General features: G+C 66.9%; 16 protein-coding genes. 9 read left to right on the plus strand and 7 right to left on the minus strand.

Going from position 1 to position 18,418, the window contains the following annotated elements; translation table 11 throughout:
* Positions 1-5: 5 nt before the first annotated feature.
* On the minus strand, positions 6-2,021 hold the full coding sequence (locus B133_RS0103250) for a glycoside hydrolase family 15 protein (protein ID WP_026255916.1): 2,016 nt from the start codon (positions 2,019-2,021) through the stop codon (positions 6-8).
* 105 nt (positions 2,022-2,126) lie between these two features.
* On the opposite strand from B133_RS0103250, the gene B133_RS0103255 reads away from it, so the two are divergent.
* The 6 genes from B133_RS0103255 (at position 2,127) to B133_RS0103280 (ending at position 6,469) form a co-directional block, all read left to right on the plus strand.
* A complete protein-coding gene (locus B133_RS0103255) occupies positions 2,127-2,333 on the plus strand; it encodes a hypothetical protein (RefSeq protein WP_018599282.1) in 207 nt (68 codons plus the stop codon).
* A gap of 133 nt (positions 2,334-2,466) precedes the next feature.
* Positions 2,467-2,559, plus strand: coding sequence for an Ms4533A family Cys-rich leader peptide (locus B133_RS25240; protein ID WP_369751436.1), 93 nt, complete (start codon positions 2,467-2,469; stop codon positions 2,557-2,559).
* 117 nt (positions 2,560-2,676) lie between these two features.
* Complete coding sequence (locus tag B133_RS0103265; RefSeq protein WP_018599284.1) at positions 2,677-3,717, plus strand: sulfate ABC transporter substrate-binding protein; 1,041 nt, start codon at positions 2,677-2,679, stop codon at positions 3,715-3,717.
* Positions 3,714-4,580: a sulfate ABC transporter permease subunit CysT gene (gene cysT, locus B133_RS0103270; protein ID WP_018599285.1), complete on the plus strand. Its 867-nt coding sequence runs from the start codon at positions 3,714-3,716 to the stop codon at positions 4,578-4,580. The genes B133_RS0103265 and cysT overlap by 4 nt, the downstream gene beginning before the upstream one ends.
* A complete protein-coding gene (gene cysW / locus B133_RS0103275) occupies positions 4,577-5,398 on the plus strand; it encodes a sulfate ABC transporter permease subunit CysW (RefSeq protein WP_018599286.1) in 822 nt (273 codons plus the stop codon). Before cysT ends, cysW begins: the two co-directional genes overlap by 4 nt.
* Positions 5,399-5,419: 21 nt before the next feature.
* Entirely contained in the window at positions 5,420-6,469 is a 1,050-nt protein-coding gene (locus B133_RS0103280; protein WP_018599287.1) for a sulfate/molybdate ABC transporter ATP-binding protein, read from the plus strand.
* Positions 6,470-6,475: 6 nt separating this feature from the next.
* On the opposite strand, the gene B133_RS0103285 is transcribed toward B133_RS0103280, so the two are convergent.
* The 5 genes from B133_RS0103285 to B133_RS25245 all read right to left on the minus strand — a co-directional run bounded on the left by B133_RS0103285 (position 6,476) and on the right by B133_RS25245 (position 10,337).
* Positions 6,476-6,745: a metal-sensitive transcriptional regulator gene (locus B133_RS0103285; protein ID WP_018599288.1), complete on the minus strand. Its 270-nt coding sequence runs from the start codon at positions 6,743-6,745 to the stop codon at positions 6,476-6,478.
* 97 nt (positions 6,746-6,842) lie between these two features.
* Positions 6,843-7,577 carry a sirohydrochlorin chelatase gene (locus tag B133_RS0103290; protein ID WP_018599289.1) on the minus strand — a complete coding sequence of 245 codons (735 nt, stop codon included), beginning with the start codon at positions 7,575-7,577 and terminating at the stop codon, positions 6,843-6,845.
* Positions 7,556-8,263 (minus strand): phosphoadenylyl-sulfate reductase, encoded by a 708-nt coding sequence (locus B133_RS0103295; protein WP_018599290.1) that lies wholly within the window; start codon positions 8,261-8,263, stop codon positions 7,556-7,558. Before B133_RS0103295 ends, B133_RS0103290 begins: the two co-directional genes overlap by 22 nt.
* Positions 8,260-9,939, minus strand: a complete 1,680-nt coding sequence (locus tag B133_RS0103300; RefSeq protein ID WP_018599291.1) for a nitrite/sulfite reductase — start codon at positions 9,937-9,939, stop codon at positions 8,260-8,262. Before B133_RS0103300 ends, B133_RS0103295 begins: the two co-directional genes overlap by 4 nt.
* Positions 9,940-10,061: 122 nt before the next feature.
* Complete coding sequence (locus B133_RS25245; protein WP_369751437.1) at positions 10,062-10,337, minus strand: Ms4527A family Cys-rich leader peptide; 276 nt, start codon at positions 10,335-10,337, stop codon at positions 10,062-10,064.
* On the opposite strand from B133_RS25245, the gene hemW reads away from it, so the two are divergent.
* Both hemW and B133_RS0103310 read left to right on the plus strand, forming a co-directional pair.
* The gene (gene hemW, locus B133_RS0103305; RefSeq protein WP_018599292.1) at positions 10,260-11,432 is read left to right on the plus strand and encodes a radical SAM family heme chaperone HemW; all 1,173 of its coding nucleotides are present in this window, start codon (positions 10,260-10,262) and stop codon (positions 11,430-11,432) included. The genes B133_RS25245 and hemW overlap by 78 nt on opposite strands.
* Positions 11,433-11,574: 142 nt before the next feature.
* Positions 11,575-12,870 (plus strand): salicylate synthase, encoded by a 1,296-nt coding sequence (locus tag B133_RS0103310; protein ID WP_369751481.1) that lies wholly within the window; start codon positions 11,575-11,577, stop codon positions 12,868-12,870.
* Positions 12,871-12,995: 125 nt separating this feature from the next.
* On the opposite strand, the gene B133_RS0103315 is transcribed toward B133_RS0103310, so the two are convergent.
* A complete protein-coding gene (locus B133_RS0103315) occupies positions 12,996-14,675 on the minus strand; it encodes a (2,3-dihydroxybenzoyl)adenylate synthase (protein ID WP_018599294.1) in 1,680 nt (559 codons plus the stop codon).
* A gap of 103 nt (positions 14,676-14,778) precedes the next feature.
* On the opposite strand from B133_RS0103315, the gene B133_RS0103320 reads away from it, so the two are divergent.
* Positions 14,779-18,288 carry a non-ribosomal peptide synthetase gene (locus B133_RS0103320; protein WP_018599295.1) on the plus strand — a complete coding sequence of 1,170 codons (3,510 nt, stop codon included), beginning with the start codon at positions 14,779-14,781 and terminating at the stop codon, positions 18,286-18,288.
* Positions 18,289-18,418 lie beyond the last annotated feature (130 nt).

Here is an 18,418-nt window from a genome sequence, read left to right on the forward strand (position 1 = left end):
CGGCCTCACATCGGCGCGTTGGCGGGTTGGAAGACCCCGGAGCTGTCGGACTCCTCTTCGGCGCGGATGACGTGCACCACCGCGTTGATGAGCGCCAGGTGGGTGAACGCTTGCGGGAAGTTGCCCAGGTGGCGCCCGGTGCGTGGCTCGATCTCCTCGGCATAGAGATGCAACGGGCTGGCGAACGACAGCAACCGCTCGCACAGATGCTTGGCCCGGCTGACCTCTCCGATTTCCACCAGCGCCGACACCAGCCAGAACGAGCAGATGGTGAACGTGCCCTCCTCGCCGGACAGTCCGTCGTCGGTCTCGTCGGTGCGGTAGCGCAGGACCAGCCCGTCCTCGGTGAGTTCGTCGGCGATGGCCAGCACAGTCGCCCGAACCCGGGGATCGTCGGACGGCAGGAACCGCGTCAACACCGCCAGCAGCAGCGACGCATCCAGCGCGTCGTCACCGTAGCGCTGGGTCAGCACCCCGCGCGAATCCACGCCGTGGGTCAACACGTCGGCCTTGATCTCCTCGGCGATCGCCCGCCACTGCTGGGCGTAGGACTTCTCGCCCTGTAGCTCGGCCAGTTTCGAACCGCGGTCAAGCGCCACCCAACACATGATCTTGCTGGAGGTGAAGTGCTGCGGTTCGCCGCGCACCTCCCAGATACCGCGGTCGGGTTCGCGCCAGTGTTTGATGGCTTCCTCGACCTGGTTCTTCAGCACCGGCCACAGCGCCTCGGGAATCTGCTCGCGCGACTTGGCGTGCAGATACACCGAATCCAGCATGGTGCCCCAGATGTCGTGCTGACGCTGGTTGTAGGCGCCGTTGCCGATACGCACCGGCCGGGCGCTGTCGTAACCGGACAGGTGATGCAGTTCTTCCTCGACCAGGCTGCGTTCCCCGCCGACGGCATACATCACCTGCAGGGGATGGTGTTCGCCGTTGTTGGCTCCGGATACGTCGGCGATGAACGAGAAGAAGTCGTCGGCCTCGCGGTCCAGTCCGAGTGTGTACAGGCCCCATAGCGCGAACGTCGAATCGCGGATCCAGGAGTAGCGGTAGTCCCAGTTGCGTTCGCCCTGGGGGGTTTCCGGCAGTGATGTGGTGGGCGCGGCCAACAGCGCGCCGGTGGGCGAGTAGGTCAGGCCCTTGAGGGTCAGCGCGCTGCGCTGCAAATAGGAGCGCCACGGATGGTCGGGGAAGTCGCCGACATTGATCCACTGGCGCCACGACTCGCTGGTCTTCCACATCTTGTCGGCGGCCTCGTCGTAGGTCTGCGGAGCCGGATGCTTGGACCAGGACAGCGCGACGAACACGTTGTCACCCTCGGTGAGCCGAGTGCGGGCGCGGGCCTCCCGGCCCTCCAGACCGATGCGTAGGTTCGTGGTGAGGCGCAGCGTGGGATGGGAATCGGGGCTACGACTGGCTCGTGAGATTGCCTCGCCGTAACCGGGGCCCGAGTACTCCCAGGCCGCACTGACACGGTGGTAGTCGAAGGACGGCTCGCAGCTCAACACCATCTCGACCGTGCCGCTTACGCAGCGCACGGTGCGCAGCAGAATGTGTTCGGCGTCCCAGTCCATCGGGGTGCGCCGGTGGGTCCGCGACCGGGTGTCGATGTCGTGCCACGGGCCCATCACCAGCGCGTCGCGGACGATCACCCAGCCGGTATGGGTTTGCCAGGTGGTCTCAAGGATCAAGCTGCCGGGCAGGTAGCGCCGTGCCGCGGGTACGGTCACGCCGTACGGGCCGAGCCGGAAATGGCCGGCCGCGCGGTCGAGGATCGCGCCGAACACGCTGGGGGAATCGGGGCGCGGCACACACAGCCACTCAACCGAACCGGCCGACGAGATCAGGCAGGTGTTCTCGCAGTCCGACAGGAATGCGTAATCGGCGATCGGCGGGAACGGGTTCCGCAGCGCACTGCTCCCGGTGTACGGAACCGGTGCCGTGACGGTGAGCGGGGAGTCGGATTCCCGGGCATCCCGGGATGACACGCCGTCGGTGGACTCGGTCTGTTGCAGAACCATCCGCACATCATTGACCGCCAGTACCTGCAACGTCTACCAGTTGGCGCATGTCGAACGTAACTGGTCGAGTCGGGTGAATTTGGGACCATCTCGTAGTGTGGCCGCATGGGCGCACTCCTGAGTTGGTGGGACGGCGTCGAGCTGTGGTTGACCGGGTTGGGATTCGTGGCTCAGACGGCCGTGGTGATGCCCGTCGTGCTGGCTCTGGCGTACGGAATCGCGGTGTTGCTGGACAGTGCGCTGGGGCGGGGGATCAGCGGCTTACACCGCCTGCGCCGTGCCAAAGAGGACGATGAATTGGACACTCTATGAACGGTATGCCCCGATCGCGGGTGACGTTGGTGCTGGTTCTGCTCGTCGTGCTCGTCATCGTCACCTGGTTGCTGACCCACTGACCTCGGTGCACTCGGCGAGCGCGTCCAGCGGATTCTGTTATTCTTCGCCTATGCACACAGCGAACGGTGCGACAGAGGGCCATGTCTTGGCGCTCATCGCCGTGGGTTCTTGCGCTGTTGCTGATATCTGCTGTTGTCGCTGACTCCAACCTGTCCACGGTTTGGTGTCGGTAATGGCTGTCTTTGCCCGGATACTGATCCTTCGCCTTGCCGCTGTGACGGACCCGTTCTGCCCGCCGTCTGCAAGGGAAAGGCCCTCAGTGCTAGGTAACCGGCTCAACATCAAGAACGTCTGGCGCAGTGCTGCCGTACTGGCAACCACCGGAGCGCTGATCGTGGGCTGCGGTGGGGGCGCCAGCGATGTCGTGGGCGGTGACAAGACCGCCGGTGGCAAAAGCACGCTGACACTGGTCGCCTATGCCGTGCCGGAACCGGGCTGGAGCAAGATCATCCCCGCGTTCGCCGCGACCGATGAAGGCAAGGGCGTCGGGGTGACGCCGTCCTACGGCGCGTCGGGGGACCAGTCGCGGGCCGTGGTCGACGGCAAGCCGGCTGACATCGTCAATTTCTCCGTCGAACCGGACGTCACCCGGCTGGTCAAAGCGGGCAAGGTGGCCGACGACTGGAATACCGGCAACACCAAAGGCATCCCGTTCGGCTCGGTGGTGTCGCTGGTCGTCCGCAAGGGCAATCCGAAGGGCATCAAGGACTGGGACGATTTGCTGCAGCCGGGTCTTGAAGTGGTCACCCCGAGCCCGCTGAGCTCCGGCTCGGCCAAGTGGAACCTGCTGGCGCCGTATGCGGCCAAGAGCAACGGCGGCAAGGACGCCGCAGCCGGTATCGACTTCGTCAACAAGCTGGTCACCGAACACGTCAAGACCCGGCCCGGCTCGGGTCGTGAGGCCAGTGACGTCTTCTTGCAGGGCACCGGTGACGTGCTGATCAGCTACGAGAACGAGGCCATCAACATCGAACGGCAGGGCAAAGATGTTGAGCACGTCAACCCGCCGCAGACCTTCAAGATTGAAAACCCCGTCGCGGTGGTCAAGACCAGCGCCCACGCCGAGCAGGCCAACGCGCTGAAGAACTTCCTCTACACCCCAGAGGGCCAGAAGCTGTGGGCCGAGGCCGGCTTCCGTCCGGTGGACCCGGCGGTGGCCGCAGAGTTCGCGAAGGACTTCCCGACGCCGGAGAAACTCTGGACCATCGACGACCTAGGCGGCTGGGGCACGATCGACCCGGCCCTGTTCGACAAGGACAACGGATCGATCACCAAGATCTACAAGCAGGCGACCGGATGACCGCTTCCGCCGAGACCGCTTCGGCGCCCGCGGCCACGCCGGGAGATCCCGCTCCCGGCATCCTCCGCGACCGCTACGGTACGACTTCGCTACGGGTCGGTGCGGCATCGATCTGGCTGAGCGTCATCGTGCTGCTGCCGCTGGCCGCCATTGTGTGGCAGTCCGTCGGTGGCGGGTGGACGGCGTTCTGGCAGGCCGTAACCTCCAACGCGGCGCTGGAATCGTTCCGGGTCACGTTGTCCATCTCCGTCGTCGTCACGGTGATCAACCTCGTGTTCGGCTTGATAGTGGCCTGGGTGCTCACGCGCGATGAGTTTCCGGGCAAGCGCATCGTCGACTCGGTGATCGACCTGCCCTTCGCGTTGCCCACCATCGTCGCCAGCCTGGTGATGTTGGCCCTGTACGGGCCGGCCAGCCCGGTTGGATTGCACCTGCAGCACACCAAATGGGGTGTAGGGGTGGCGCTGCTGTTCGTCACCCTGCCGTTCGTGGTCCGGTCGGTGCAGCCGGTGCTGCTCGAACTCGATCGCGAGACCGAGGAGGCCGCGGCGTCGCTGGGCGCAGGCAACCGGGTCATCTTCACCACCGTGATCCTGCCGTCGCTGTTGCCGTCGCTGCTGTCCGGCGCCGGGCTGGCGTTCTCGCGGGCGATCGGTGAGTTCGGGTCGGTGGTGCTCATCGGTGGCGCCGTCCCGGGCGAGACCGAGGTGTCGTCGCAGTGGATCCGGACCCTCATCGAGAACGACGACCGTACCGGTGCCGCCGCGATTTCCATCGTGCTGCTGGTCATCTCCTTCCTCATCCTGTTGGTGCTGCGGACGGTGGGATCGCGCGCGGCCCGGCGGGAGGAGCTGTCGGCATGACGTTGTCACCGTGGATGCGCTATCTGGTGCGGTATCTGGCCCTGGCCTATGTCGGCGTGCTGGTGATCGTGCCGGTCGGGCTCATCCTGTGGCGCACGTTCTCCCCCGGGGTCGGAGCGTTCTTCGCTTCGGTCGGCACCCCGGCCGCCATCTCGGCACTGCAACTGTCGTTGCTGGTGGTGGCGATCGTCGTGCCGCTCAACGTGTTGTTCGGTGTCCCGACCGCACTGGTTTTGGCGCGCAACAGATTCCGTGGCAGGAGCGCACTGCAGGCCGTCATCGATCTGCCATTCGCGGTGTCCCCGGTGGTGGTCGGCGTGGCGCTGATCCTGCTGTGGGGTTCGGCCGGACTGTTCGGATTCGTCGAGCGCGACCTCGGCGTCAAGATCATCTTCGGCTTCACGGGCATCGTGCTGGCGAGCATCTTCGTCACCGTTCCGTTCGTCATCCGCGAAGTCGAACCCGTGCTGCATGAGATCGGCACCGACCAGGAGGAGGCGGCCGCCACGCTGGGATCCAGTTGGTGGCAGACGTTCTGGCGCGTCACCCTGCCGTCCATCCGGTGGGGACTGACCTACGGCATCGTGCTCACCGTGGCCCGCACTCTCGGCGAGTTCGGCGCGGTGATCATGGTGTCGTCCAACCTGCCGGGCACATCGCAGACGCTGACCCTGCTGGTCGCCGACCGCTACAACCGAGGCACCGCCGAATCGGTGTACGGCGCGTATGCCATCTCGACTTTGTTGATGGCCGTCGCCGTGATCGTCCTGGTGGCCCAGGTGATCCTCGACCGGCGGCGAACCCGGACCGAGCAGTAGGGCCGAGAAGGAGCTAGAGCAATGACCGACGCGATTGTCGTCCGGGGCGCCAACAAGCACTACGGTGAGTTCGCGGCACTGGACAATATCGATTTCGAGGTGCCATCCGGCTCGCTGACCGCCCTGCTGGGGCCCAGCGGCTCAGGCAAATCCACGCTGTTGCGTGCGATCGCCGGCCTCGATCAACCCGATACCGGCACTATCACCATCAACGGCCAAGATGTGACGGGTGTGCCGCCACAGCGGCGCGGTATCGGTTTCGTCTTCCAGCACTACGCCGCGTTCAAGCACCTGACAGTCCGCGACAACGTGGCGTTCGGCCTCAAGATTCGCAAGCGCCCCAAGGCAGAGATCAAGGAGAAGGTCGACAATCTGCTGGAAGTGGTGGGGCTGAGCGGTTTTCAGACCCGCTACCCCAATCAGCTTTCGGGCGGCCAGCGTCAGCGCATGGCACTGGCCCGGGCGCTGGCGGTGGACCCGCAGGTGCTGCTGCTCGACGAGCCGTTCGGTGCGCTGGACGCCAAGGTGCGCGACGACCTGCGCACCTGGCTGCGTCGCCTGCACGACGAAGTCCATGTGACAACCGTGCTGGTCACCCATGATCAGGCCGAGGCGCTCGATGTGGCCGACCGGATCGCGGTGCTCAACAAGGGCCGCATCGAGCAGGTCGGATCACCCACCCAGGTCTATGACGAGCCGGCCAACGCGTTCGTGATGTCGTTCCTCGGGGCGGTGTCGGAACTCAACGGAATCCTGGTGCGCCCGCACGATATCCGGGTCGGGCGCAACCCCGAGTTGGCGATCGCGGCTGGGGACGGAACGGCCGAGGCCACCGGCGTGCTGCGGGCCACCATCGACCGCATCGTGATGCTCGGCTTTGAGGTCCGCGTCGAACTCACCGCCGCCGCAAACAACATGCCGTTCACTGCGCAGATCACCCGGGGCGACGCCGAAGCGCTAGGCCTGCGCGATGGCGACACGGTCTACGTTCGAGCCACCCGGGTGCCGCAGATCTCCGGCGACATGCAGACCGCGGCGGTCGAGGAGATCGAGGCACTCACCACCAGCTGAGCCGGCTCAGGCCAGGGCCAGGAACAGCCTTTCGAGTTCAGCGACGTCCAACGTCTCCGAGCCGTCGGGATGCTCGGTGGTGACACACTCACGGAGACCGGTGGCGACGATCTTGAATCCGGCACGGTCCAGGGCCCGGGACACCGCGGCGAGCTGGGTGACGACGTCCTTGCACTCACGGCCTTGCTCGATCATCGATATCACCCCCGCGAGCTGGCCCTGGGCCCGTCGCAGCCGGTTGAGGATAGCGGTGATGGCCTCTTGATCACCGACCATGGTGTGCCCCTTTCGAAGTCGATGCCGTCGTTGATTTCATGGTACCCGTAGGGGTATCGGGTGCGAGGGTCTTACGACCTTGCGCGGCGGAATCAGGTCAGGCGGCGAAGCCGGCGTTGCGTGCGGCCATTGCTTCTTCGTAACGGTCCAGTACGGTGGCGGCCACCAGTCGGTGTGCCCCCAGCGGCTCAGCCATCGGAATACCTGCGGCACAGGCGAATTCGGCCACTCGATCGGTGATCCTGCCATGTGCGAGGAACCATGGGGCGATCACCAGGCGTTGCGCGCCGCGGGCGCGCAACGCCTCGACGGCATCGGCCGGCGTCGGAGTTTGGCCGGTCGCGAAAGCCACCTGCACACCGGCCCAGCGGGTGCCCTCGAAGAGGGTTTGTGCCAGGGCGGCGGTACGCGCGTTGGCCGCCGGGTGCGACGAACCCACACTGGTCAGCACCACGCCGAGTTCGCTGTCGAACCGGGACACCCCCAGTGTGCTCAACCGCTCCCGCATCACTTGCAACAGGCGGGGATCGTCACCGAGGACATCGGCCTGGATGACTTCGGCCCCGGACTCGGCGATCAGCGCGGGAATGTCGGTACGAGCGTGATAGGCACTGGCCAGCAGCAGTGGCACCACGACCGAACCGGCCGCGGTGTCGGCCAGCACATCGATCAGATTCGGGGTGTTCTGTTCGCAGAAAGCCACCTGGACCGCGGTATCCGGCAACAGGCGCCGCAGATGTCCCGCGATCGCATGGGCATTGGCCGACGATCGCGGATCCGCGCTGCCGTGTGCGGTCAGCACCAGCGAAGTCACGAGGCGTGCAGCCCGCATTCCGTCTTGGTCTGTCCCGCCCAGCGGCCGCTACGTGGATCGGCTCCTGCGACGGGCTTGCTGGTGCACGGGGCGCACCCGATGGACGGATAGCCCTCGTAGACAAGGGGATTGACCAGGATGTCGTTGGCCTCGATGTAGGCCTGCATCTCCTCGTCGCTCCACGCCGCGATCGGATTGATCTTCACCAGACCAAATGCGTTGTCCCAGCTGATCAGCGGGGCGTTCGCCCGCGTCGGGGCCTCCACCCGGCGGATACCGGTGACCCACGCCGAATACCCCGCCAGCGCCTTGCTCAGCGGCTCGACCTTGCGCAACCGGCAGCACTCGCCGGCGTTGCGGGTGAACAGATCCTTGCCGAGGAGTTCGTCCTGCTCGGCGACGGTGTGCTCGGGATGCACGTTGACCACATTCACGCCGTACACCTGCTCGACGGCGTCGCGGGTACCGATGGTCTCAGCGAAGTGGTAGCCGGTGTCGAGGAACAACACGTCGACACCGGGGCGGACCTTGGCCGCCATCTCGACCAGCACAGCATCCTGCATGTTGGACGCCACCACATAGTTGCCGCCGAAGTGCTTGTCCGTCCAGCGCAGCAGCTCTTCGGCACTGGCGTCGGCCAGCTCGGCTGCACCACGCTCCGCCAACTCCCGCAGCGCCGCCTCCGTGGTCGCCAACCCCGTCACCTCAAATCCGCTTCGTCGGCCCGCACGGCCCACTGGGCGAAGCGTTCGCCCTCGTTGCGGAGCTTGATGAAGTTGCGGGTGACCCGCTCGATGTAGTCGCCGAGATCGGTGGCCAGCACCTTGTGCTGGCGCAGTTTGCGCCCGAAACCGCTGTCGAGGCCCAGGCTGCCGCCCAAGTGCACCTGGAAGCCCTCCTCGGGTCCGTTGCCGTCGTCGACCATCTGGCCCTTGAAGCCGATGTCGGCGACCTGGATGCGCGCGCACGAGTTGGGGCAACCGTTGATGTTGACCGTGATCGGCACGTCCAGTTCCGCATTGAGGTCGCCAAGCCGGGCCTCCAGTTCCGGAACCAGGTGTTGAGCGCGACCACGGGTGTCGGCGAAGCTCAGCTTGCAGTACTCGATGCCGGTGCACGCCATCAGGTTCTGGCGCCAGTGCGATGGCTGTGACTGCAAACCGAGCTCTTCCAGGCCGGCGCGCAGGGAGTCGACCTTGTCGTCGGGAACGTCGAGGATGATCAGCTTCTGGTATGCGGTCAGGCGGGCGCGGTCCGCGCCGGCCGCCTCCATGAGATCGGCGACCTTGGTCAGGATGGTGCCCGAGACGCGCCCGGCGATCGCCGAGACACCCACCGCGTTGAGGCCGTTCTTGATCTTCTGCACGCCGACGTGGTCGACGGTGTGCGGCACCTGCTCAGGCGCAGGCCCGTCGATGAGGGGACGCTTCAGGTATTCCTTTTCGAGAACTTCTCGGAATTTTTCTACGCCCCAGTCCTTGACCAGGAACTTCAGCCGCGCCTTCGAGCGCAGTCGGCGGTACCCGTAGTCGCGGAAGATCCCGACCACGCCCGCCCATACCTCGGCGACCTCCTCGAGCGGCACCCATACGCCGAGGCGCTGTGCCAGCATCGGGTTGGTCGACAGCCCGCCGCCGACCCACAGGTCCAGGCCGGGCCCGTGCTCGGGGTGGTTGACGCCGATGAACGACACGTCGTTGATCTCGTGCGCAACGTCCTGCAGACCGGAGACGGCGGTCTTGAACTTGCGGGGCAGGTTGGAGAACTCCGGGTTGCCGATGTAGCGCTGCTCGATCGCCCGCAAAGCCGGGGTCGGGTCCAGCACCTCGACCAGTGAATCGCCGGCCAGCGGCGAGCCGAGCATGCCGCGCGGGCAGTCACCGCAGGCTTCCGTGGTCTGCAGGCCGACCTCGTCCAGGCGCCGCCAGACCTCCGGGACGTCCTCGATCTGCAGCCAGTGGTATTGCAGGTTCTCGCGGTCGGTGATGTCGGCGCTGTCCCGGGCGAAATCGACCGAGATCTGCCCGAGGGTCCGCACGGCCTGCGCTGAGAGCGCTTTGCCGTCGGTGCGCACGCGCATCATGAAGTACTTGGCTTCCAGAAGGTCGGCGTTGTCGTCGCCGGTCCAGGTACCGTCGTAGCCCTCGGTGCGCTGGGTGTAGAGGCCCATCCAGCGGAACCGGCCACGCAGGTCGTCCTTGGCGATGGAGTCGAACCCCTGCTTGGAGTAGGCATCGATGATGCGGGCCCGCACGTTGAGCGCGTCGTCCTCCTGCTTGAACGCCTCGTTGGGGTTCAGGGGGTCGCGGCTGCCCAGCGCCCACTGGCCTTCGTCGCGCGGCTTCTTGGTGGGGCGGGGCTTGTCTTGTACTTCGGTCATGGAGGCTCCTCGGGTGGGAGCCGGCCTGTGGATCGCGCTATCACCGGCTGGGCTGTCCGGCGGCGCAGATCCGGTGGCCAGCTGAATGTATGGGGCGGGCAGGGGCCGAAATCAACGCGGAGTCAAGACAGACAACAACAGCTACAAACGCGCTTGAAGTCGACATGCCGCCGAGCCACCAGCGGAACGCTGATGCTGCTGTTACGGGCGACGGTCACGCCCGCTATTCTGCCACGATTGTCGCCACCTGCCCTAACCGGGGCAGATTTGCGCTCACGGTGAGCAAAAGTCGGCGCTGGACAGGCTGGGAAAATCAATACATGCCCACGCGGACCCTGCCTATTGGCAAGCCCGATCTGGCCGCCGTGCCGGGCCGGCCGTTCGGCATCTACATTCACGTCCCGTTCTGCGCCACGCGGTGCGGATACTGCGACTTCAACACCTACACGGCCGCCGAGTTGGGTGGCGCCAGCCCGGACGGCTGGCTGGCCGCGCTGCGCATCGAGCTGGCGCTGGCGGCGGCGCAGGTCGGGGCCGTGCCGGTGCAGACGGTGTTCGTCGGCGGTGGCACCCCGTCGATGCTCGGGAGCAGCGGGCTCGTCGCAGTGCTCGACGCCGTGCGGAACAACTTCACGCTGGCCCCGGAAGCCGAGGTGACCACCGAGGCCAACCCGGAATCGACCGCACCGGAGTTTTTCGGGACGCTGCGGCAGGCCGGCTATACGCGAGTGTCGCTGGGGATGCAGTCGGTGGTCCCGCATGTGCTGGCGGTGCTCGACCGCACTCACTCGCCGGGCCGGGCGCTGGCCGCCGCGGCCGAGGCGCGCAGCGCCGGGTTCGACCATGTCAATCTCGACTTGATCTACGGCACACCGGGGGAGTCCGACGACGATCTGCGCCGCTCTGTCGACGCCGCGGTGCACGTCGGCGTCGACCATGTCTCTGCGTACGCGCTGGTGGTCGAGGACGGCACGGCGCTGGCCCGCCGGGTGCGCAAGGGACAGATCGCCGCGCCCGACGACGACGTGCTGGCGCAGCGTTACGAGCTGCTCGACGCGCACCTCGCTGCCGCCGGCTTCCAGTGGTACGAGGTGTCGAACTGGAGTCGCCCCGGGGGCGAGTGCCGGCACAACCTCGGTTATTGGCGGGGCGGCGAATGGTGGGGCGCGGGCCCCGGGGCGCACGGGTTCCTGGGTGCGACCCGGTGGTGGAACATCAAGCACCCCAACGCGTATGCCGAGGCCCTGGCCGGCGGCGAGCTGCCGATCGCCGATTTCGAGGACCTCGATGCCTATGCCCGCCACACCGAGGACGTGATGTTGCGGTTGCGACTACGGGACGGTCTGGAGCTCGCGCTGCTGGATGCCGATGAGCGATCGCGGGTGCCCGGCCTGATCGACGATGGACTGATCACGAACTCCGGCGAGCGGCTGGTGCTGACCGATCAGGGTCGGCTACTAGCTGACGGCGTGGTACGCACATTGCTGGCATAACACGGCGTTCGATGGTCGCGGCGGTGTAGCCCACCCGCTAAAGAAAGGTTAGGCTACATTTACTTTCGTGTCGAAGGCCAGTGTCGAAGTGAGCTCCACAAATGCCGAGACTCCGGCAGGCGCCGACGCGACCGCGCTCTCGATGCCACCTGATGTGAATCCCATCGACCTGGTCGCCGAGCTGGCCCGCGTGCTTCCCGAACACGACGGCGAGGACTACGTCGGATACGAGCGCGACGGCGAGTGGACGTTGGCGGCCGGGGTGCACGCCGTCATCGAACTCGACTCCGACGAGTTGCGGGTGATCCAGGATGGGGTGGTGCGCCGGCAGGCGTGGGCCGGCCGGCCCGGCGCCGCCCTGGGTGAGGCGGTCGACCGGATGCTGCTCGAAACCGACCGGCTGTTCGGCTGGGTGGCCTTCGAGTTCGGCACCTACCGGTTCGGGCTGCAACAGCAGCTGCTGCCCGGTACTCCGCTGGCCCGGATTCTTTGGCCGCGTACGCAATTCGTGATCACCGCTGACGAGGTTCGGCTGATCGGCGCTGACCAACGGCACATCGAAGCGCTGCGCCGGGTGCTCCGCGAAGGATTAGGGGAGCTTCCGGCGGCGACTGCCGTCGATGTCAGCAGGGACACTGCCGGGTATCGCGGCCGCGTCGCCGCCGCCATCGACGAGATCGTCGGCGGCCGCTACCAGAAGGTCATCCTGTCGCGCCAGCTCGACGTGCCGTTCGTCGTCGACTTCCCGGCCACCTATCGCGTGGGGCGGCATCACAACACCCCCGTCCGGTCGTTCCTGCTGCGTCTCGGCGGGATTCGGGCTCTCGGTTACAGCCCGGAACTGGTGGCGGTGGTGCGCGCCGACGGCACCGTGCTGACCGAACCGCTGGCCGGTACGCGTGCCTTCGGTCTCGGTGCCGACCAAGACCGTGCAGCCCGCGACGATCTGGAGTCCGACCCGAAAGAGATCGTCGAGCATGCCATTTCGGTGCGCACCTCGGTGCAGGAGATCACCGAGGTGGCCGAACCGGGCACCGCGGTGGTGCTGGACTTCATGACCGTGCGCGAGCGCGGAAGCGTGCAGCATCTCGGGTCGACTGTCGGGGGCCGGTTGCACCGCTCGATGGACCGGATGGACGCCCTGGAAGCACTGTTTCCCGCGGTCACCGCGTCGGGCATCCCCAAGGCCGAAAGCGTCGACGCGATCCTGCGTCTCGATGAGGGGCCGCGCGGACTGTACTCCGGCGCGGTGGTCACCTTCTCGGCCGACGGGGCCATGGACGCGGCTCTGACGCTGCGATCTGCCTACGAATCCGAAGGACGCACCTGGCTGCGGGCCGGTGCGGGCATCATCGCCGACTCCAGCCCCGACCGGGAGTTCGAGGAGACCTGCGAGAAGCTGACCACCCTGGCGCCGTACCTGGTACCGCGCACCTGAGTCTCGTCCACCTTCTGGGCTGACTGTTCCGGCCCGAGTGTCACGCTGTTTCGGTCCGAGTGTCACGCTGGAGTGGCGCTCGGTCTCGGTAGCCACTCCAGCGTGACACTCGGCGCGATCGGAGCTCAGCCCGCGGCCAGCTGTGCCACGATCGCCTTCTTGTCGATCTTGCCGACGGCGGTGGTGGGCAGAGCCGACATCGGCACCAGCACGTCGGGCCGGGCGTGCGATGCCACGCCGCGCTCCTCGAGGTGGCTGTGCAACTCGGCAAGCGTCACCGGGGCTCCGCTGAAAACCACTGCGGCGCAGATCTTCTCGCCCAGGTAGTCGTCGGGCAGCGGGACTGCGGCGGCTGACCAGACGGCGGGATGGGTGAGCAGGTGCTCCTCCAGGTCCAGGGCCGAGACGTTCTCACCGCCGCGCACGATGACATCTTTGACGCGCCCGGTCACCGTCAAGTAGCCCGCGAGTGGGCCGTCGCCGAACCGTCGCACTCGGTCGCCGCTGCGGTAGAAACCGTCCGGCGTGAACGAGCGCTCGTTGGCGACGTCGGCGTTGAAGTACCCGTTGATCGTGTAGGGCCCGCGCACCAGCAGCTCGCCCTCTTCTCCGGGCGCCACGTCGTGCCCGTCCTCGTCGACGACGCGCACCTCGTCGGCGGGGCACAGCGGCCTGCCCTGGGTGGCCTCCAGGATCTCGACCGAATCTCCGATGCGGGTGTAGTTCAGCAAACCCTCGGCCATTCCGAACACCTGCTGAAGCCCGGGTGTCAGGGCTGATCGGACCAGTCGGGCATCCGCGGCGCCCAGCTTGGCGCCGCCGACCTGCAGCAGGCGCAACGACTTCGGCGCCAGCGGTTCCCAATCGCAGGCCTGTGCCCAGAGCTTCGCCAGGGCGGGCACCAGGGCGGTGACGGTGACGCCGTGGGCGTCGATTGCGGCGAACGCGGCCTCCGGGCTCGGATCCGCGGTGAACACCGTCGTGGCGCCCACGCTGAGCGCGCCGAGCAGGCCTGGACAGGCCAGCGGGAAGTTGTGCGCGGCGGGCAAGGCCACCAGGTAGACGTCGTCGGGGCCCAGCCCGCACAGGTGGGCGCTGGCGGTGCAGCTGTACACATAGTCCTGGTGTGTGCGCGGGATGAGCTTCGGAGCCCCTGTTGTCCCGCCGGACACCAACAGCAGCGCCGGGCCGGCCAGGTCGGGGTCGATCTGCGGGACGGGTCCGGTCGTTTCGCGCGCCACCGTCGTCCAGGACAGGAAGCCGTCTCTGTCCTCCGGCAGGTCTCCGTGGACCAGCACGTGTCGCACGGTCGGGTGCGTGGCCAGCAGCTCGGTGGCCATCGTGCGGTAGTCGAATCCGTTTGCCGTGTCGGCGATGAGCAGCGCGACCGCACCGCTCACCTCGGCGAAGTGCGTGAGCTCGGCCAACCGGTGCCCGGGCAGGCACATCACCGGTATCGCACCGGCGCGCAACAGCCCGAACAGCGCGATCGCGAACTCGCTCGAATTGGGGAGCTGGAACAGGACCCGGTCACCCGGGCGAATACCGACGCCGGCGATCCCGGTCGCAGCGCGGTCGGCGAGTGCGTCGAGTTCGGCGAATGTGTGCGTTTCGACGGAATCGGCGATCGCGACCCGGTTCGGCCACTGCTCGGCGGCCCGCCGGAGAACTGAATCCAGGCTCCGATCAGCCCAATAGCCGGCCGCTCGGTACGCCTGGGCACGGTCGGCTGGAAATGGCGCAAAACCCTGTCGCAATGTCGACTGACCTGCGGATTCGGACGGCTTGGCAGTGGTCGGACTCACGTCGAGGCACCTCGGGGTAGGCGTGTTCGGTCACTCGAATATAGGGTAGCCTCCACAAAGTTAGGGCAGCCTGCACTAAATTTTCGGGACTCAGTCGGAGGTCATGATGAGCAATCTCGCCGTCGCGGACCCGCAGCATATTCGGGAGACGGTTGCCGATCTTCTCGGTGTCGGCAGCGATGCCGTCGATCCGCATGCCGACCTGATCGGGCAGGGGCTTGACTCCATCCGAATGATGTCTCTGGCCGGCCGCTGGCGCCGGGCCGGCATCGATGTCGACTTTGCCGCCCTCGCGGCCATACCGACCGTAGCGGCGTGGGCCGAGCTGGTGTCCCGACACAACCCGAATGCCACCGTCGGGCAGCATGATTCGCCGTCCCCGCCGCAGGACGTGCATGAACCTTTTCCGCTGGCGCCGATGCAGCACGCCATGTGGGTGGGACGTGAGGGCGATCAGCAACTCGGTGGTGTGGCCGGGCATCTTTACGTCGAATTCGACGGCGAGGGAATCGATCCCGACCGGTTGCAGAGCGCCGCCACAGCGCTGGCCGAACGGCATCCGATGCTACGGGTGCAGTTCCTGCCCGACGGTACGCAGTGCATCGCCGAGCCCGCACGGCAGTATCCGGTCACCATCGAAGATCTGCGCGCGGCCGCACCCGAGCAGGTGGGGGAGCGCTTGGCGACCATCCGCCGGACCAAATCCCATCAGCAGCTCAACGACGAGGTCTTCGAACTGACTCTGACGTTGTTGCCCGGTGACGCAACGCGATTGCACGTCGATCTCGACATGCAGGCGGCCGACGCCATGAGTTACCGCACCCTGATGGCCGACCTGGCAGTGCTCTATCGCGGTGAGCACCTGCCGGCCTTGGGCTACACCTACCGCGAATATCGTTTGGCGGCACCAGAAACCGCCAATGAGGCCGACCGGCAGTGGTGGGCAGAGCGGATCGCCGAGCTGCCCGATCCCCCTCGTCTGCCGTTGGTGCCACCGACCGAGCAGGCTGACCCGCACCACACCACGCGCCGCCATCATTGGCTGGACCCCGCCACCCGCGATGCGCTCTACGCCGGGGCCCGCCGCCGCGGCATCACCCCGGCGATGGCGCTGGCCGCCTCGTTCGCCGATGCCCTGGCCGGCTGGTCGGCCGAGTCCCGGTTCCTGCTCAACGTGCCGCTCTTCGGCCGCGAGCAGCGTCATGCCGACGTGGACAAGCTCGTGGGCGACTTCACGTCGTCGCTCCTACTGGGCATCGACCTCGACGGCACCGCGACGGCCACCGACCGCGCCAGGACGGTGCAGGACACCTTCCATGCCGCGGCCGGACACGCGGGCTACCCCGGGTTGTCGGTGCTGCGCGATCTCGGCCGCCACCGCGGCACCCAGGTGCTAGCTCCGGTGGTCTACACCAGTGCGCTCGGACTCGGTGAGCTCTTCGCCGGCGAGGTGACCGAGGCCTTCGGCAAACCGGTGTGGATCAATTCGCAGGGACCACAGGTGCTTCTCGACGCGCAGGTCACCGAGTTCGACGGTGGTGTCCTGGTGAACTGGGATGTACGGGAGCACGCTTTCCGCCCCGGTGTCATCGACGCCATGTTCGAACGCCACATCGATGAATTGCACAGGCTGGCGACCGACGACACCGCCTGGGAGGCGCCGTCACCGCCGCTGTTGCCGGAATCGCAACGCGCGGTGCGCGATGCGATCAACGCGAAGACAGCTGCCCCGAGTGGCCATGTGCTACACCAGGGTTTCTTCGCCCAGGCCGCTGTGCGCCCCGACGCGGTCGCGGTCGTCGGATCCAACGGCCGGGTCACCTATGCGCAACTGCGGGAGCAGGTGCTCACCGTCGCCGCGGCACTGCGGGTCGCGGGCATCCGAACCGGTGAGAGTGTTGCGGTGATGGGTCCCAAGGGCCCCGATCAGATCACCGCGTTGTTGGCGATCCTGGCCGCCGGTGCCGTCTACGTGCCTGTCGGCGTCGACCAGCCCGCCGAGCGCGCCGAGCGGATGTTGAAGGCAGGCGATGTCCGCATGGCCCTGTTCTGCGGCGACGGACCGCCGACCTGGCTGCCAGCGCTGACTATCGCGGAGGCTCTTCGTGTCGGTTCGCGTGCCGACCAGATCCAGCCTGCCGCAACAGATCCCAATGAATTAGCCTACGTTCTGTTCACCTCGGGATCCACCGGTGAGCCCAAGGGCGTCGAGGTCAGCCACGACGCCGCGATGAACACCGTCGAGACGCTCAACGGGCACTTCGGCGTCGGACCGGATGACAGTGTCCTGGCGCTCACGCATCTGGAATCCGACCTGTCGGTGCTCGATGTGTTCGGCACGCTCGCCGTGGGTGCCACGATCGTGGTGGTCGACGAGGCCGACCGGCGCAATCCGGATCACTGGGTCGAGCAGATCAACACCCACGGCGTCACGGTGCTCAACTTCCTGCCCGGGGCGTTGGAGATGCTGGTCGAGACCGCCACGTCCACCGACACGACGCTGCCGTCGGTGCGTGCGGTACCGACCGGGGGTGACTGGGTACGCACCACGATGGTGCGCAAGTTGCAGGCCCTGGCGCCGGGAGTGCGGCTGACTGGTCTGGGCGGGGCCACCGAAACCGCGATCCACGCCACGCTTTTCGAGGCAGGTGAACTGCCGGACGAGTGGGCCGCGGTGCCGTACGGAAAGCCGTTCGCGAACAACGCCTGCCGCGTTGTCAACGCCGCAGGGGCGGACTGTCCCGACTGGGTGCCCGGCGAGTTGTGGTTCACCGGTCGCGGTATCGCGCGCGGTTACCGGGGGAGGCCAGACCTGACGTCCGAGCGGTTTGTTCCCTACCTCGGTCGCATCTGGTACCGCAGCGGTGACCTCGCCCGCTACTGGCCCGACGGCACACTGGAATTCGTCGGTCGGGCCGACCACCGCGTCAAGATCAGTGGTTACCGCATCGAACTCGGCGACGTCGAGGCAGCGCTGCAGCGGTTGCCCGGCGTGCATGCCGCCGTGGCCGCGGTCATGCCCGTCGCGGGCGGTGAGATGCTGGCCGCAGTCGTCGGACTCGACGGTGAGGCGGCGGGGGCGAGCGCGGCGACGGGGAATGTCACCGTTGCCGCGCTTCGCGCGGGCCTCGCGGAATTCCTTCCCGCACATATGGTTCCGCGGCATTTCGAGCTCGTCGAGCAGATCCCGTTCACCACGGGCGGAAAGACCGACCGACGCGCGGTGATTGAACTGCTCAGCGAGGCGATCGGCGGCGGAGACCGCACTCAGGTGCAGCACGCCTCGACCGCGGTGGAGAAGGCACTGGCCCGCATCATGGCCGAACTGCTGGGCGCCGGTGAGCTGGGCGTGGACGAGGACTTCTTCGAGCTGGGAGGTGATTCGGTGCTGGCCACCGCGGCCGTCGCCCGTATCCGGGATTGGTTGGACACCCCGACGGTGATGGTGCCCGACATCTTCGCCACCAGAACGGTGGAGGCGCTGGCGGTCCGGCTGGCCGCGCGGGAAGCCGATAGCGGCCGGCTCGAGCAGGTGGCAGAGCTGTACCTGGAAGTTGCCGAGATGGACGACGCCGACGTGTTGTCCGCGCTCGGCACCGCCTCGGCGTCGTGACCTGCACCGCGCCGGATGCACAACTGGGCATCACAGGTTTGGCGCGTTCCGCTGGAGCACCGCATCGGTGACCTCAGCGCCACCGAGCTGATCGAGCACCTCGACAGATCTGAAAAGGAAACACTTTCGC

Origin of the sequence: Mycobacterium sp. 155 (genome assembly GCF_000373905.1) — a bacterium.
In the GTDB taxonomy this organism is placed as follows: domain Bacteria; phylum Actinomycetota; class Actinomycetes; order Mycobacteriales; family Mycobacteriaceae; genus Mycobacterium.